At 58.1% G+C, this 17332-nt stretch carries 10 protein-coding genes; 4 read left to right on the forward strand and 6 right to left on the reverse strand.

The genetic code is table 11. The annotated features are described in order from the left end of the window. Nucleotides 1–11 precede the first annotated feature (11 nt). Both A6013_RS09935 and A6013_RS09940 read right to left on the reverse strand, forming a co-directional pair. Nucleotides 12–287: a metal/formaldehyde-sensitive transcriptional repressor gene (locus tag A6013_RS09935; RefSeq protein WP_028013093.1), complete on the reverse strand. Its 276-nt coding sequence runs from the start codon at nt 285–287 to the stop codon at nt 12–14. Nucleotides 288–378: 91 nt separating this feature from the next. Then, the gene (locus A6013_RS09940; RefSeq protein WP_069732987.1) at nt 379–1317 is read right to left on the reverse strand and encodes a LysR family transcriptional regulator; all 939 of its coding nucleotides are present in this window, start codon (nt 1315–1317) and stop codon (nt 379–381) included. Nucleotides 1318–1406: 89 nt separating this feature from the next. Between A6013_RS09940 and A6013_RS09945 the strand changes: the two genes are divergently transcribed. The 3 genes from A6013_RS09945 (at nt 1407) to A6013_RS09955 (ending at nt 3065) form a co-directional block, all read left to right on the forward strand. Then, nucleotides 1407–1883 carry a GNAT family N-acetyltransferase gene (locus A6013_RS09945; protein WP_069732988.1) on the forward strand — a complete coding sequence of 159 codons (477 nt, stop codon included), beginning with the start codon at nt 1407–1409 and terminating at the stop codon, nt 1881–1883. A gap of 121 nt (nt 1884–2004) precedes the next feature. Beyond that, nucleotides 2005–2673 carry an epoxyqueuosine reductase QueH gene (locus A6013_RS09950; protein WP_028013090.1) on the forward strand — a complete coding sequence of 223 codons (669 nt, stop codon included), beginning with the start codon at nt 2005–2007 and terminating at the stop codon, nt 2671–2673. Between the two features lie 119 nt (nt 2674–2792). After that, the gene (locus A6013_RS09955; protein ID WP_028013089.1) at nt 2793–3065 is read left to right on the forward strand and encodes a YqjD family protein; all 273 of its coding nucleotides are present in this window, start codon (nt 2793–2795) and stop codon (nt 3063–3065) included. 25 nt (nt 3066–3090) lie between these two features. Here A6013_RS09955 and A6013_RS09960 read toward each other — a convergent pair whose 3' ends face one another. Continuing rightward, nucleotides 3091–4554 (reverse strand): EAL domain-containing protein, encoded by a 1464-nt coding sequence (locus A6013_RS09960; protein ID WP_069732989.1) that lies wholly within the window; start codon nt 4552–4554, stop codon nt 3091–3093. A gap of 283 nt (nt 4555–4837) precedes the next feature. Between A6013_RS09960 and A6013_RS09965 the strand changes: the two genes are divergently transcribed. Beyond that, entirely contained in the window at nt 4838–5722 is an 885-nt protein-coding gene (locus A6013_RS09965) for a hypothetical protein (RefSeq protein ID WP_028013087.1), read from the forward strand. Nucleotides 5723–5756: 34 nt separating this feature from the next. On the opposite strand, the gene A6013_RS09970 is transcribed toward A6013_RS09965, so the two are convergent. From A6013_RS09970 to A6013_RS09980, 3 genes are all read right to left on the reverse strand, one after another. Beyond that, nucleotides 5757–6932, reverse strand: a complete 1176-nt coding sequence (locus A6013_RS09970) for an HlyD family type I secretion periplasmic adaptor subunit (RefSeq protein ID WP_028013086.1) — start codon at nt 6930–6932, stop codon at nt 5757–5759. Next, nucleotides 6929–9106, reverse strand: coding sequence for a type I secretion system permease/ATPase (locus tag A6013_RS09975; RefSeq protein ID WP_069732990.1), 2178 nt, complete (start codon nt 9104–9106; stop codon nt 6929–6931). Before A6013_RS09975 ends, A6013_RS09970 begins: the two co-directional genes overlap by 4 nt. Nucleotides 9107–9178: 72 nt before the next feature. Next, the coding region (locus tag A6013_RS09980; RefSeq protein ID WP_139128222.1) for an Ig-like domain-containing protein at nt 9179–17332 on the reverse strand (8154 nt) is incomplete at its 5' end.

The raw sequence follows: 17332 nt of genomic DNA on the forward strand, positions 1-17332 counted from the left end.
GGTGTGTGGATTTATTTTAGATAAGAGCGCAGCAAATGGCCGACTTCTGCCATGCGTACGGCTCGCTGATCCGGCGTTGTGTCTCCCGTCACCAGCTCGTCTTTGAGGTGAATTTCGACCATTTCGCCCATCAGGCCATTGGCAGCGCCGCGCACGGCGGCAATTTGCTGCAGGATGGCCAGACAGGGGTCGCCCGACTCCAGCGCGCGTTCAAGGGCATCAACCTGGCCCCGAATGCGGCGGACGCGGGTAAGAATACGTTTTTTATCTTCGGGTGAGTGCGGCATATGCCCTCCTGATACTATAGGGGGGTATGGTATATGAGTTATCTTACATATGTAAACTTACTTTTAACGTGAAATCTAGATCGCGCTGAGCTTATCCGGCACTCATCCCCCTGCAATCTTGCGCCAGCATTTGCAGCTCCTCCTGAAGCCATCGGGTCGCCCCCCGCTGGCCGCTGCGCTTATGCGAGTAAATTTTCACCTCAAATTTGGGAATAGAGAACGGCAAGGCAAAAATCCTCAGTTCCGCCGCCGCCACCAGCTTCTCGGCGGCGTAACGAGGAATGGCCATCAGCAGGTCGCTTTCCGCAACGATAAATGGCGCGCTCAGCATCGACGGCGTTTTGATCGCAATGTGCCGCGTATAGCCCAGTTGCTCGAGCCGCACGTCCAGAACGCCCTGCTTCTCATTCCAGGGCGTCACCACCAGGTGGCGGGCCGCGAGATAATCCTCCAGCGTCAGCCGGGTCCGGCTTGCGTTGCTGATAACCACATACTCATCTTCAAACCAGCCGATCTCTTCCAGTTCCGGATGGCGGATATCGTCCTCGGTGCTGAAACCCAGCGCCAGATCCACCTCGCCCGCCAGCAGCTCCGTCAGCGCCGGGCTGTGCGGCAGATAGCGCAATTCGAAACGCAAGCTCGGGGCAGCAGTCTGCAGCTTGTGCATCAGGGCGGGAAAAATACATAGCGCGGTAAAATCCGTAATCCCAATTTGCAAGCTTTCGGTACTGCTGGCGGCGTCAAACTCCGGCTGCGGGGTCAGCTCCTGATTAAGGAACGACAATGCGGAAGCAATAGAAGGCGCAAGCTGAGAGGCGTACACGCTGGGGGACATACGATGCCCTTCCCGAAAAAAGAGCGGATCGTTAAGGGCCGTGCGCAGACGCGACAGCGCATGGCTCAGCGCCGAGGTGCTCATCGCCAGCTCGTCGGCTGCGAGGCGAACGGAACGGTGGCGGTAAATGGCGTCAAAAACGGGCAGCAGGTTTAAATCAAGACGTCTCAGCGCCGGATGCATAATATTCATCATTTGTTGATTTCATTGCACTTAATTCTTCGGACAATACTCCGTATGCTTAACGCCATCAATCGCGAACCGTGCAAAAAACAGGAAAAACAATGAGCATAACCCTTCGTCAGGCCCGTCCCGAAGATGCAGCGGCTATTTACGCCATGATCTATGAGCTGGCGGTATATGAAAAAGCCCCCGAAGAGGTCGTAACCACGCCGGACGAGATCCGGGAAACCCTCTTTGGTGCAGGCAGTAAAACCGAGGCGTTGATCGCTGAGTTTGACGGCAGGATCGCCGGCTATGCCGTGTTCTTCACCAGCTATTCGACCTGGCTTGGACGCAACGGGATTTATATGGAAGACCTGTACATTTCCCCGGACTACCGCGGTAAAGGCGCGGGGAGAGCGCTGCTGAAACATATCGCTCAACTCGCGGTAAAACGGCAATGTGGCCGCCTTGAATGGAGCGTGCTGGACTGGAACCAGCCCGCCATCGATTTTTATCTCAGCATTGGCGCGCTGCCGCAGTCCGAATGGGTGCGCTACCGTCTTGACGGCGAAGCTCTGCTCCAATTTGCCGAATAGCGGCACCGCTCAGCGCGAGGATCCCGACCAGGCGGATCCTCGATTCCCGCCAGTACAGTCTGAAGACATTAATAACTTGTGCTACAATTCCATAAATTTCATTAACATATTGTAGAACAACATGAGTACAACCCCCTTCATCCGCCCGCAGCTCACCCTGCCAAACGGCGCCGATAAACTTCTGCTGCATTCCTGCTGCGCCCCCTGCTCCGGTGAAGTCATGGAAGCTATCCAGGCCTCGGGCATTGACTACACCATTTTCTTCTATAACCCCAACATCCATCCGCAAAAGGAATACCTCATCCGTAAGGAAGAAAACATTCGTTTTGCAGAGAAACACGGCGTGCCGTTTGTTGATGCCGATTACGACACCGATAACTGGTTCGAGCGTGCCAAAGGCATGGAGTGGGAGCCCGAGCGCGGCGTCCGCTGCACCATGTGCTTCGATATGCGCTTCGAGCGTACGGCGCTCTACGCGGCGGAAAATGGTTTCAGCGTTATCAGCAGCTCGCTGGGGATCTCTCGCTGGAAGAATATGCAGCAGATCAATGACTGCGGCCAGCGTGCGGCAGCGCGCTATCCGGGGATGGTCTATTGGGACTACAACTGGCGCAAACAGGGCGGCTCATCACGCATGATTGAGATCAGCAAGCGGGAACAGTTTTACCAGCAGGAATATTGCGGCTGCGTGTATTCCCTTCGGGACAGCAACCTGCACCGCAAGTCTCAGGGCCGCCCGCTTATCCGCATTGGCAAGCTGTATTACGGCCAGGATGAGAACGAAAAATAACGGCCTCTTCTGGTGTAGATATATCCGAAAACCGGCCAATTCCCTCCGAAATTTAGCGTTCCGCCTCTCAGCTTTTCAAAGAGAGGCTATCCTTTAACTATCAACAAAAGGAGGCAAAAATGTCTGATTTCGGTACTGATAAAAACACCCAGTTTGCAGAAGACAAAGCAAAAAATAAATTTGATGAACTTTCAGGTTCAGCCCAGCAGCAGTTCGGTGAATTCGTTGACTCACCGAAGCATCAGGTAAAAGGCGCTGCGAAAAAATATGCCGCACAGGCCAGCGATGCTGTCTCTGACGTGACTGAAGCGGTCAGAAATAACCCGCTCACCGGTCTTATCGCCGCGGGTGCGGTTGGTATTGTGCTTGGCCTGTTGCTGGGACGCAAATAAACAAGGCCCTTCGGGGCTTTATTTTTTAGCTGAACAATCTCACCATGCGATCTAATTCCTCCTCTTTTACGGCGCGCGAGAGATAATATCCCTGAAAGTTTTTCACACCCAGTTCGACTAATTTTTCAAACTTCTCCTCACTGTCTACGCCCTCTGCAATGCAAGCTGTTCCGGTCATGTCGCTGTAAATCTGTATCGCTTTAATCAAATTATAATCGTTGTCGTTCGCCACAAAATGATCGACGATGTCCCGATCCAGTTTCAGCCCATCAAAATGCACCTGCCTCACGGGGAACATGGCATGATGGCTTGAGAAGCAGTCGTCAAGAAACAGTTTGCACCCCGTTTTACGCAGGTGCCGCATGGTTTCTGGGATGCTTTTATCTTTCGTTACATCAATATCTTCCGCGAATTCAAAGACCAGCTTTTCCGCCCACTGGGGGTTAAGCAGCATGCCGATGGCTTTCCTGGCCATCTCTGGCAGCGCGTTCCCGGACGCCAGGCGAGGCGGAATATTAACGGAAAAATAGAATTTACCGTTATATTTATTAATCCCGGACACGGCGGCGTGGATCACCATAGCCGTAATCTTTAGCCATACTTCATAATTAGCGATATCATTCAGAAAACGGGCTGGCTTGACTATTTTTCCGTTCTTATTCCAGCGAATGAGTATCTCAAACCCCACCCCTTTCTTGTCACGATCGGTAATGATCTGGTAGGCGGGAAATATCTCCCTTTTCACCAGCGCATTAAAAACCTCCGCTTCTTTATCCGTGAAGTCCACTCTTTGATTTTGGCTTTTAATCCGCCTTTCCACTTTTACATTGCGCGGTTCATTCAACCATCGCTTGATACAATGTAATTTCTGCAGACCTTCTTTACGATGGGTGTAAACCGTTTTATTAGAAAGCCTCAGTTTGTCGCACAGGTCTTTTATAGACATGCCGCGATAGAAGTTCAATAAAACATCAACCTCTCTTCTTGTCAGCCATTTGAGCTTTTCTGACGAAGAACAGTCCAGATAGTAATCGCGTAATAAGCGCGAGCGGTCTTTAAAGCCATTATTGTGGGTGTGGAAACAGGTTATTACATCAGATACGCTGGCTATGCGAATCAATGATAATTGATGACTATTATTTAGAAGACTACCCAGGGTTCGATACAGCCAGCTGTCCGGTATATCACCATACAGGGTAACACGACGAATAACAGGAAGTGAATTGAGTACGGATGCCAGTCGCGTCAGGCTCTCCAGGAGAGCTACCGTACCTTTTCCCAGGAACACTACGATGTGAGCGTTTTGATGAATAAGGATATTTTCCTTGTCAGGATCAGATAACTCATCTCCATCAAAGTGAATATGCGCAGTCTCTATGCCGTACTTTTTGAGCAGCAGGTGATATCCCTGAAACGTAAAGCCGCAGGTTGAAATGACAAATCTTTGCTCGTTGCGCGCATCATTCCTGAGAGAAATTGGGTGGATCATAACCTGCTCCTGGGCACGAAAGCGCCATTATTATTATGAGTATGGAAACCAACAGCGGTGTGTATAATAATTTTACAATACACCATCAAGTTAAGATACTGTTATCAACGCCATGCACTGTAACATCTTTGCGTTAATCACCTTTTTTTTCCACACATAAATATAACTCTATATTTCTTTTAAAATACCGACCGCAAGTCACTTTTTCTCAGGTATAATGAAAATTCCGAAAAAGAAGGCTGGATACTTCATCTATCGGCTCATCAAATACGAGAAAAATGCTATGGATAATCACATCTCATCCAGGGCCTTGCTACATCGAAGGGATGTTATAAAAAGCAACCCGCGGTTTAGTGAGGCAATATTAGAGCACTACACAATCAATGACGCCATCTACAAAAAACAACCCTTGTTCTACAAGACAATGCTTCAGGAATCACGGTTTAACATTATTCTTTCCATGTGTTGTTTTATATTTGGCAATCAGGCCGAATCCGTCTCAGAGATAAAAGAGTTATGTTCCCGCTATAAAATAGCCAGCCCCAACAGCGTTATTGCGATCATTACGTTACTCAGAACCACGGGACGCATCAGGACCTGGCGCTGTACGGAAGACCGGCGAAAAACGAGAATTGCCCCAACCGAAAAAGGATTGAATGAACTCAAACGCTATATGTCCGGTGCATTTTTACCCGTCAGCATTCTTTACCCGACGTTTAATATTGATGTTAACCTGCTGGATAATGACACATTGAGAAATAATTTCTTCCGCCGCGCGGCAGAATATCTTTTTCGGGGATTAACATTCAGAAAAGTTTTACCAGAAGTGGGGTTATTTATTGATAAGGATGGAGGCCGCATGATTATGCTGTATCTTTACCTGCAGGCCATAAAAAACAAATCCGCCCACGGCGCGGTTATTCAATATTCCGCCAGCACGCTCGCTAAAGAATTCTTTGTCTCCCGGATCCACGTCAACCGGATTATCAAATCGGCGCATGAGGCAGGTTATCTTAAAGATCGTGGTGACGGTCGCCTGTCGGTGTATCCGGCGTTTTTCGAACTGGTCGAAAACTATGCCGGATTATATTTCGCCTATGTTACTCATTACATTAACGTGGTGCCGAAGGAGCGACGCCACCCAAACAACGTAACGTCAACGGTATAATACAAATGGCGTTCGGTATCCCGAACGCCAATCTTTATCTTTCGCGCAGCGCCTCTTTTGCCTTGTTCAGCGGTTTCAACAGATAATCCAGGATGGTTTTGCTGCCGGTTTTAATATCTACCGTTGCAATCATCCCTGGAAAGACCGGAAAGTCTTTGCCCTGCTTATTGGTCAGATGGTTACTGTCGGTGCGGATATAGACGCGGTAGTAGTAGACATCTCTTTTCACCTCGTCCTGCAGGGTGTCCGGCGAAATCATGGTCACCTCGCCCTCCAGCCCGCCATAGATGGAGTAGTCATAGGCCGTAATTTTCACCAGCGCTTTCTGGCCGGGGTGGATAAACGCGACATCGCGCGGCGAGATTTTCGCCTCAACCACCATCTGGTCGTCCAGCGGGACCAGGCTCATCAGCTTGCCGTTCGGGGGAATAACGCCGCCCACGGTCGTCACGTCAATATCCTTCACAATCCCACGCACCGGCGCGTTGAAGGTCAGCCGGGTCAGGGAGTCCTCACGCCCTTTCATCACCGAACGCTGGGCTTCAATCTCCGCGTTGGCTTTCGCCAGCTCTTCACGGGCGCGGACGTAATACTGATTTTTCATCTCGGTGATTTTATTCTCAAGCTCATTTTTTTGACGCTCAAGACGTAACACCTCGACCTTGCTGGCCGCCCCCTGGGTCACCAGCGGACGAGTCAACGACAGCTCGCGCTGCACCAGCTCGGCGCCCTGACGTAAGCCGGCCAGCCCTTTTTCAAGGCTCTCGCGACGGGACTGATAGAGCGCCGTTTCCTGTTTGACCAGCTCAACGTCATCGTCCAGCTCCTCGGGAAACGCGAGTTCCGTGTCGTTAACTTCGGCCTTCAGTCGCGCAGCCGTTGCCAGCGCCGCGTTCAGACGAGACTCGCTCTCCAGCACGCTGGACTCGGTTTTAGTCCGGTCAAGCTGTGCCAGCTGCTGACCGCGCTCAACGATATCGCCTTCGCGAACCAGCAGGCTGTGGATAATCCCCCCTTCCAGGGACTGAATCACCTGCTCATGGGAGGACGGGATCACCTTGCCGCTGCCGGTCGTGACTTCGTCCAGCTGGAACAGGCTCGCCCAGGCGATAAACACCGCCAGCAGGGCAAACAGCGACCATGCCACCAGCGAGGATCGCGGCAGGCGCGGCTCTTTCAGACGGCTGTTATAACGGGAGAAATCGTTCATGCCGCACCCTCCTCTGCAACAGCCGCCGGCTTCATGGTCACGGTGCGCTGTGCCGCCTTTTGCGGCGCCAGCCCGTGCTGATGCAGGATCGCGTCGCGCGGGCCGTCCATCACCACCTTGCCGTTTTCCAGTACAATAAAGCGGTCGACCAAATCCAGAATCGGCAGGCGATGCGTTGCTACCACCAGCGTCCGGCGCTTGCCCAGCCATTTGTGAAGATGCTGAATAAACTGCTTCTCGCTCATCTCGTCCAGCCAGGCGGTAGGCTCATCCAGCAGCAGGATATTCGGGGCAGTGATCAGCGCGCGCGCCAGCAGCAGCGCCTGACGCTGTCCGCCGGAGAGGCCCGTTCCGCCCTCGTTGATGATGGTGTTCAGCCCCATTTTCTGCTTACGCACGTACTCCAGCGCGCCGCTATTGACCAGCGCCTGATGAATTTCATCGTCGGTGGCGAGAGGATTCCCCATCAGGATATTGTCCCGCACGGAGCCAAAGAACAGCCGCGCCTGCTGGCTAAGCAGCTGCATGTCGCGGCGCAGGTCGGCCGGGTCCAGATGATTGAGAGCAATATCGTCCAGCAGAATGCTCCCCTGCTGCGGCTCCTGCATGCCCGCCAGAAGCTGCAGCAGCGTGCTTTTACCGGAGCCGTTACGCCCAAGCACCGCCACGCGCTCACCGGCGCGAATCTGCAGTTTGCTGATGTTCAGCACGGTGAGTTTCTCTTCTTCGTCATAGTAGAAGCCGACGTCTTCCAGCCGGTAATCCCCGCGCAGGTGGGCTTTATGCACCTTCTTCCCGTGCTGCGGATCGTCAATCGGGCGCTGCATCAGGTCGTCCAGCCCCTTGCGGGCCACTTTTGCCGACTGCCAGCGCGAGAGCACGCCAGAGATTTGCGACAGCGGCGCGATGGTACGCGATGCCAGAATCGAGGTTCCCACCAGCGCACCGGTGGTCATGTCGCCGCTGATGACCAGGTAACAGCCCACCAGCAGGACCACCGCATAGACGATGGACTGCACCTCCTGGGTCCAGGTCAACAGCAGCCCCGTCAGCCAGCGCTGCTTCATGCCGACGCTGGCGGCCACGTCGTTGGTGTTGTTCCACTGGTTCTGGAATCGCTGCTCGGCGCGCATCAGCTTGATGTCTTCAATGCCCTGCACCGCCTCCACCAGCGTCGCGTTACGAATGGCAGATTCGCGCATCCCTTCGCTGGAGAGTTTCCCCAGCGGGCGCTGCACCAGCAGGCCCGGAATAAGCAGCAGCGGCACGGCGAGCAGGACCACCAGCACCAGTGGGCCGCCAATCATCCACAGAATAAAGACGAACAGCAGGAAGAACGGCAGGTCGGAGATCGCCGCAATGGTGGTCGAGGTGATGAGCTCGCGCACCGACTCCAGCTCGCGGATCTGGGCGATAAACGATCCGGTTGATTTGGAGCGCGCCCCGTTTTTAATTCGCAGCGCGTGGGCAAAGACGCGTTCTGAGATGCGCAGGTCGGCGCGTTTCCCCACCACGTCCGAAATATGCACGCGCAGCATGCGCATGATGAATTCAAACACGATGGCGAGCATGACGCCGCCAAACAGCACCCACAGCGTGGCCTCCGACTGCGACGGTACCACCCTGTCGTACACCTGCATGGAGAAGACCATGCCGGAGAGTGCCAGCACGTTAGCGACCAGCGCCACCAGCATGATGTCGCTGTAGCGGCGCCAGTCCTTCAGCGCCAGCTGCCAGAACCAGTTTTTCTCATACGGTTTGATGTAGTCGTCCACGCGGGCATCCGGCGTGGACTCAAGCGGGCGCAGCACCAGCAGCGTTTTCAACCGTGAGCCGAGCGCGTCCCGCGTTAGCGTCGTCTCCAGCCCGCCGTCGCCGCTGAACTGCAGGCTGACGTTGCCTTCGTTGTCCATGCGGTTAATGACCGCGATTTGACCGCCAGTGAATTCCGCCAGCAGCGGCAGGCGCCACGGATCGAGAGATGTTGCATCCGTCGCCACGCGCATTCCCAGCCCTAGCTGGCGCGCCATCTCCTCCAGCACCAGCTGGCGCGGAGACTGACTTTCATGGTTAATCGTGACCCGAACGTGCTCCACCGAAAAGTCCAGCCGGTAGTGCTTCGCGATGATGAGCATGCCCTGCAGCCAGGGTTCGTACTGTGGATGTGTCTTCATAATCTCCGGGTTAACGCCATTCGTGTAAAGAAACGCCAAAAGGCCGCGAGGATTGCTCCCCGCGGCGTTGGTTTACGCAATTAACAGCTGATGATTCGCCAGCAGCGTCGCCAGGTCCGTCTGCACGCCGTTCAGCGTCACCAGGGTGGTTGGCGAGAACTGGCCGCCGGTACCGTCCAGATCCACCTGGATTTCGGTATTGCTGCCGTTCTGCACCACGCGGACGTAATCGGTGATGTTGCCCGCGCTGCTGTCCAGCGTGGCCACGCCGTTCACGTAGCTCGCCGAGCCCGTGCCGGTATAGCCGCTGCCGGAGAGCAGATCGCGCAGGTCAATACGATCCGTGTCCGCCGTGCCTTCCCAGGTGCCGACGGTGAAGCCGTTCACCACGTCGTGACCGTTACCGCCCGTCGCGTCCGACGCGTTGATCAGCTTGTAGAGCAACGTATCGTGACCGCCGCTGCCGATGTTGAAGGTGTCGTTCCCGCCGCGGCCTTCGAACTGGTTATCACCGCTGTTGCCGGTAATGACGTCGTCGAAGTTCGAGCCATTGATGCCCTCAATGTTGAGCAGTCGTGACGTACCGAACCCGGTGTCCTGCGCGGTAGAGAGACGCAAATCAACGGTTACGCCGGAAGTCGCATTGCGGTAATCCACCACGTCCATCCCGCCGGTGTTGCTCCAGGTGTCGTAGTCGGAATGGGTATTCCAGCCGCCGGAACCGTTGTAGGTATAGGTGCCATCCTCTGCGATAAAGGTGTCGTTATACCCGGTCCCGGTGAGGGTCCCGCTGTGGCCGCCTGTAGCCGCTTCGGCCGTCAGGACGTAGCCCTCTTTGCCGTTGCCCGCTTCCAGACCGCTCCAGGTGACGTTATCCGACACGCCGTTGGTGATCTTCAGGATCTCGGCCGAATAGGTTTCATTCGGATCCAGCCCGTAGAAGCTCACCAGCGCAGAGGTATCGTTCGAACCAATACCAGACTGGGCGTTGATGATCTGCGAAGCCACCAACACACCCGCGGCGTTGTACAGATTGACCGTGTTGCCGTAGAAGGCATTGATGCCCTCGCTGTCGACAATGTGCAGGTGCATCGCGGTACCGTCAGCAATTTTGGCGCTGTTTTGCACCAGCACCACCTTGCCGTTCTGCTGCGACACCAGCAGATCCTTCGCGCCGTCCCAGTTGTAGTCCACTGCCGCCACGCCGGTGGCGTAGGCCAGGCCAGTTTTAAGCTGGCTGGCGGTCCAGCTGGAACCGTAGCCGTTGTTGGTGAACAGGGTTGCCGTCTGTGAACCGCCGTAGGTGCTGAGCTTGATGATGTCCATCTGCCCGTCACCGTTCCAGTCCACCGCCACCGAGAGATACCCCGCCGTGGCGTTAGAGGCTTCCACCGCGCTCTTGGTGGTCGAGAGCTTCCCGGTACCGTCGTTGTAGTAGATCACCCCGCCGTTGTTGTTGTAGCTGCTGCCCAGGTACAGATCCATGTAGCCATCACCGTTGAAATCCGCCCACGTCATAGACGCCGCCGTGGTGGTATTCGCGGCGTTTACCACAAACACGTTGGTCAGGTTCTGGCCGATGGAGAGCGTGCCGTTGCCGTTGTTATTAATCACGGTTAACGAGTACGCGCCGCTGCGGTTGGTGTGCTGAACGATATCCACCGTACCGTCGTTGTTCAGGTCAACGCCGGAGATTTCACGCCCGGAGTCGAACTGACCGTAGAAACCGCCCTCCCCGCCGGTGCCGTCCGGCGACAGAACGCCGTTGTTGTTCACCAGGTAGGTCAGAGAGTCCATACCGGCATCGCCGTAGGCCAGATCCAGGTAGCCATCGCCGGTTTTATCGTACGCAATCACGCCGCCATACCAGATGGTGGTCCCCATCGCCAGCTGGCTGGCGTTATAGGTGCTGCCATCGTAGGTCCACATCACCTGAGTAGACCCGGCGTAGGTATTCTCGGTCGCGAAGATATCCTGCGTGCCGTTACGGTCAAAGTCGGCGGCGGTCTGGCTCACCACGTAGTAGCCGCGGGTGTTGGTCAGCGTATTTCCGGCATAGGTCGAGCTATCGCTGCTGGAGTAAGCCTGAGTGTTCGCAATGATATTCCACAGACCGCTACTGTTCATGCCGAGGGTCATGGTGGAGTTGTTGCTGTTCCCCGCCGTGGTCGCCCAGTCGGTATTCACCGTGGTGGTATCAATCACCAGGCTGCCGGTCGCCGTACCGGTGGTATTGCCGTTACCCGCGCTGCTCTTCACCTGCGCCGTCACGCTGTAGCCCGCCACGCTCAGGGCATCGCCGTCCGGGATCTGCAGGTACCAGGTATTGTGATCCGGGTCGACTACCACGGCACCACCCGTCTGGGAGGTGTAGGTTTTCCCGTTCACCGTCACCACCAGGTATTCACCGTTCACCAGGTCGGCGGAGACGGTACCGCTGACGATTGGGGTGGTATCCGACGTGGTCTGGGCGGTAATCGCCGCCGTGGTGGTCGGGATACTGGTATCAACGTTCAGCACGAAGCCGTCCGATTCCGTGTAGTTACCGGCTTTGTCGGTCACGCGCACGATGTACGTGTGGTTGCCATCGCTCAGGCCGTTATCCTGGAAGGACCAGCTTGCGCTGCCGTTCATGGTCACCTGACCGAGCAGAACGCCGTCGCGGTATAGCTGGACGATCTCGCCGTCTTCAGGAGCGCGGTTGAGCGTACCGTTGATCAGCGGCGCGTTATCATCCGTGGCCACCGTGCTGCCAAAGGTGCCCTGACGCTCGCCTTCACCGTCGGTATAGCTCACAACCGTGCCTACCGTAGCTGGCGGCGTGGTGTCCACCGTCACCACCTGAGAGGCGGTGGAGCCGACGTTGCCCGCCTGGTCGATAATCCGCACCTGCCAGGTGTAGTCTCCGTCAGGCAGAACGCGGGTATCGGTGTAGCTCCAGCGCTGGTTGGTGACCGTGGCATCAACCCAGGTGTTTCCGCCGTCGAGGCTGATCTGCACCCGTTCGTCGCTCGCCAGCGCGCTGCCCAGCGAGCCGTTGATGGTCAGGGTGGTGTCCATAGTGATGAAATCACTCCCGGACTGGCCGGTATCTTCGCTGATGCTGTCGATGGTGATGCCGTACTGCGGCGCCTGGGTATCCACCGTCACGGTCTGGGAGGTAGTGGCACCGACGTTGCCCGCCTGATCGACTACCCGCACCTGATAGCTGTAATCGCCGTCGGCCAGAGTGCGCGTGTCGTTATAGCGCCACTGGGTACCGCTTACCGTGGCATACACCCAGGTGCTGCCGCCGTCCATGCTCACCTGCACGTACTCACCCGCACCGAGCTCTGCACCGAGCGTTCCGTGCAGCGTGTACGAGGTCGAACTGGTCAGGAAGTCGTTATTGTCGAAGCCGGTATCCACGGTGATGTTATCCACCGTCACCGTAATCGCCGCATCCGGGGCGACCGTATCGACGGTCACCTGCTGATGGGCGCTGGCGCCCACGTTGCCCGCCGCATCCACCACGCGCACGTAGTAGTCATAGGTCTGGTTACCCAGCGTACGTCCGTCCACGTAGTACCAGCTGCTGCCGGTGACAATCACGTTCTGCCAGGTGACGCCGCCGTCGATGCTGATCTGGGCATACTCGCCGTCGGCCAGCGTCGCGCCGAGCGAGCCGTGCAGCGTCAGGGACGTATCGTTGGTGATAAAGTCGCTGCTGCTCAGGCCGGTATCGTCGCTGATGCTGTCGATAGCGATCGTTTTGCTGGCGTCCGGCGCAACCGTATCAATCGTCACGACCTGGCTGGCGGTGGCGCTGATGTTGCCCGCGTCGTCAATCACGCGCAGCTGGTAGTTGTAATCCCCGTCGGCCAGCGTACGACCGTCCACGTAGGTCCAGGTCAGGCCGCTCACGCTGACGTCGGTCCAGGTGACGCCGCCGTCGAGGCTGATCTGCGCGTGGTCGCCGCTGCCCAGCGCCGCGCCGAGCGTCCCTTTCAGGCTGATCTGGTTGTCGCTGGTGATAAAGTCGCTGCCGGACAGGCCGGTATCCTGGGTAACGGAATCCACGGTAATGGTCGTTGCCGCAGGCTTCGTCAGGTCAATCACCACGTCCTGGCTGTCCGTTGCCCCCACGTTGCCCGCGCTATCGATCACCCGCACCTGGTACTGATACGTACCGTCCGTCAGGGTGCGGCCATCGGTGTAGCGCCACGTGGTGCCAGTCACCGTCAGGTCAATCCAGGTGGTGCCGCCGTCGAGGCTGATCTGCGCCTTCTCGTTATTGCCGAGCTGCGCGGTCAGGGAGCCGTTGACCACTACCTGCTTATCGTTGGTGATGAAATCCGTCGCGCTCAGGCCGGTGTCGTTTTGCAGCGAATCAATGCTGATGCCCATCGACGGCGCGGTGAGATCGACGGTGACGGTGTGGTTATCGCTGCCGCTGTTGCCGATGGCGTTGCTGACCTGCGCCTTAATCACGTACGAACCGCCGTCTGCCAGGGCGGTGACGTCTGCGCTGCCCACCGTGTAGCTCCAGGTGCCGTCATTCTGCACGGTCGCCGCGTAGGTTTTGCCGTTCAGGGTAATGGTCACCATCTGGCCCGCAGGCGCGTCGGTGGTGCCGCTGACGACCAGCGGCGTACCGTGTTCGGCCGCGTTGACGACATCGTCCTGCGCAAAGGTGTTAATGGTGATGGTTGGGACATCGCCGTTCAGCGTCACGTCATGCGTTGCGCTACCCGGATTGCCCGCCCTGTCGCTTACCGACGCGGTAATGGTGTAATCCCCGTCGCTCAGGCCGAGGAAATCACGCCCCGGCACGAAGACCGACCACGTTCCGTCCGCCCCGACGGTCGCCTGATAGCTGTGCCCGCTGAAGGAAACGGTCACCGTCTGGCCCAGTTCTGCCGTGGTGGTGCCGCGGATGGTCTGACCCGCCAGCTGCTCCGCGTTGTTGACGATATCGTCATCCGCCACGGTGCTGATGGTCACGGTCGGCGCAGCGGTATCCACCGTTAAGGTGTGCGTGGTCTGGCCGCCGTTACCGGCTTTGTCGTTGACCGACGCGGTGACCGTCAGCGCCCCCTGGCTCAGGATAGCCAGATCTGCTGCCGGCACATCGAGCGTCCAGGTGCCGTCGCTGCCCACAAGCGCAGTGTAGGTTTTGCCGCCCAGCGTCACGGTGACGGTCTGGCCCGCCTCCGCGCTGGACGATCCGTGTACCGTCAGCGGCTGCTGCGCTTCCAGCGCGTTCAGCATGTCGTCACCCGACAGTGTCGCAATGCTCACGACAGGCGCGGTGGTATCCACGCTGATGCCGTGCGTCGCCGAGGCGCTGTTGCCCGCGCTGTCCTGCGCCGACACGGATACCTGATAGCTCGCGCCATCGGCCAGGGCACCCACGTCTGCGGCCGGAACGGTGGTCGTCCAGCTGCCGTCGTTCTGGATGGTGGCCGTATAGGTCTTGCCGTTCAGCGTCACGGTGACCTGCGTCCCGCTGGCGAACTGGGCGCTGGAGCCGTTAATCACCAGCGAACTACCCGCTTCTGCCGCGTTGATGACGTCGTCACCGCTGAGGGTGTTCACCGTCAGCGCCACGGAAGCCGTATTCACCACCACATCGTGAGTCTGGGTGCTGCTGTTGCCCGCGCTGTCGGTAATGGTCGCGCTAATGGTCACGGTGCCGTCGGTCAGGGCAGAAATCACGCTGGCCGGAACGCCCACGCTCCAGTTGCCGCTGGCGTCAACGGTGGTGGTGTACTGGTTCGAACCGATGGTGATGACCAGCTTGTCGCCGACACTCGCGCCGGTTGCCGTTCCGCTCACGATCTGCGCCTGCCCGTGCTCCACGCTGTTGATGACGTCATCGCCCGCCACGACGTTAAAGCTGACGGACGGCGGTGTGGTATCAAGCGTAATCGCTTTGCCCGCGCTGCCCGGGTTGCCAGCGGCGTCGCTCACGCTGACCTGCACGGTGTAGCCGTTATCGGCCAGTGCGGAGAGGTCAGTGCCCGGTACGTTGACGCTCCAGATACCGCCCTGCTGCACCTGAGCGGTATAGCTCTTGCCGCCCAGCGACACGGTGACCGTCTGCCCGGCTTCCGCCGTGGTGGTGCCGGAGATGGCCACGCCCGCAGCCGCTTCGCTGCCGTTAATCACGTTATCACCTGCCACCGTATCAATCGTCACGGTCGGCGCGGTCGCATCCACGCTGTACTCGCGGCCTGCCGTCGCGCTGTTGCCGTGCACGTTGGTGACGCTCACCTGCACGCTGGCGTCGCCGTCCTTCAGGCCCGCGAGATCCGCGGAAGGCACGGTGGCCGTCCAGTTGCCGTCGGCATCCACTTTCGCGGTGTAGGTTTTGCCGCCGAAGGCGATTGTGACGGTCTGGTTTTCCTCCACGTTCGAGGTGCTGCCCGAGAGCACCAGATCCGCGCCTTTCTCCGCCGCGTTAATCACGTCGTCGGTGGCGATCGCATCGATGCTGATCGCCACGGCCGCCAGATCGACGGTGACGTCGTGACTGATGGAGACCGGGTTGCCCGCGCTGCTCTGGCCTGCCACGGTGACGGTCACCGCGCCTGCTGCCAGGGCACCCACGTCTGCGGCCGGGATCGCCGCGCTCCAGGTACCGTTCGCCAGCACGGAGGCCGCATAGGTTTTACCGTTAACGGTCACGGTGAGCGTGGTGCCCGCCGCCAGCCCGTCGCTGGAGCCGGTGACGATCAGGTTCTGTCCGTGCTCGATGCTGTTGATCACATCATCGCCCGCCACGGTATTAATACGCAGACCCGGCAGGCTGGCGTCTATAACGATTTCGCGCTCGCCCGCGCCGGTATTGCCGTGGCCGTTGGTGACGGTCGCCGACACGGTCAAATCGCCGGTGCCCAGCGCCGTCAGGACGGATTCCGGCACGCTCACGGACCAGGTCAGATCGCTCTGCACCGTCGCGGTGTAGCTGTTGCCGCCGATGTTCACCGTCACCGTGTTACCGGCTTCCGCGTTCGCCACCTTACCGGTGATGGTCTGGCCTGCCGCCACTTCTGCCGCGTTGATGACGTTATCACCCGCCACGGTGTTGATGGTGACGGTCGGCAGCGCGGTGTCGACCAGCAGATTCGCCGTATTGCTGACGCTATTGCCCACGCCGTTGGTCGCGGCTGCGCTCAGGGTGTAATTCGCTTCGCCCAGACCCGCCAGATCCGCCGCCGGAACCGTCAGGCTCCAGGTGCCGTCTGCGGCGGTCGTTGCAGTGTAGTTTTTTCCGTTGAGGGTCACGGTCACCAGGGTGCCTTCCGCGAGGTTGGCGCTGGTGCCGCTGACGCTTAGTTCCTGACCTTTTTCCACCGCGTTCAGGACGTTATCGCCGCTGATGGCGTTAAAGCCCACGGACGGCAGCCCGGTGTCCACGGTGACGTTATGGCTGCCGCTGCCGGTGTTGCCCGCCGCGTCGGTAACAGACGCAGTGACGGTCACGGTGCCGTCGCTGAGACCGGAAATCACGCTGGCCGGAACGCCCACGCTCCAGTTCCCCGCCGCGTCCAGCACGGTGGTGTAAGTCTGGCCGCCAATCGTGACGGTGACCTTATCGCCCGCTGCTGCGCCGGTGGCGGTGCCGCTGATGATTTGCGCCTGCGCGTGCTCAGCGAGGTTAATCACGTCATCGCCCGCCACGGTGTTGATGGTCACCGCAGGCACGGTCACGTCCACCGTCAGGTTATGGTTTACGGATGCCGGGTTGCCCGCCTTGTCGCTTACGCTCGCGGTCACGGTGACGCTGCCGTCGCTGAGCGACGCCAGATCCGCTGCCGGAACGTCCAGCGTCCAGCTGCCGTTCGCGCTGACGGTTGTGGTGTAGTCCTTGCCGTTCAGCGACACGGTGACCGTCTGGCCCGCTTCGGCGGTGCTGGTGCCGGAAACCGTCAGGTCAGACTGCGCTTCCGTGGCGTTCAGGATGTCGTCGGTCGCCATCTTATTGATGGTGACGGATGGCGCGGTGGCATCCACGCTGTACTCGCGGCCCGCCGAGGCGCTGTTGCCGTTCACGTTGGTGACGCTCACCTGCAGGCTGGCGTCGCCGTCCTTGAGGCCCGCCAGATCCGCAGCCGGCACGGTATAGGTCCAGTTGCCGTCTGCTTCTACAGTAGTGGTGTAGATTTTACCGTTCAGGCTCAGGGTGACGGTCTGCCCGGCTTCCACGTTAGTGGTCGCGCCGGACAGCACCAGATCCGCCCC

Source organism: Enterobacter sp. IF2SW-B1, assembly GCF_001743375.1.
Lineage (GTDB): Bacteria > Pseudomonadota > Gammaproteobacteria > Enterobacterales > Enterobacteriaceae > Enterobacter > Enterobacter bugandensis.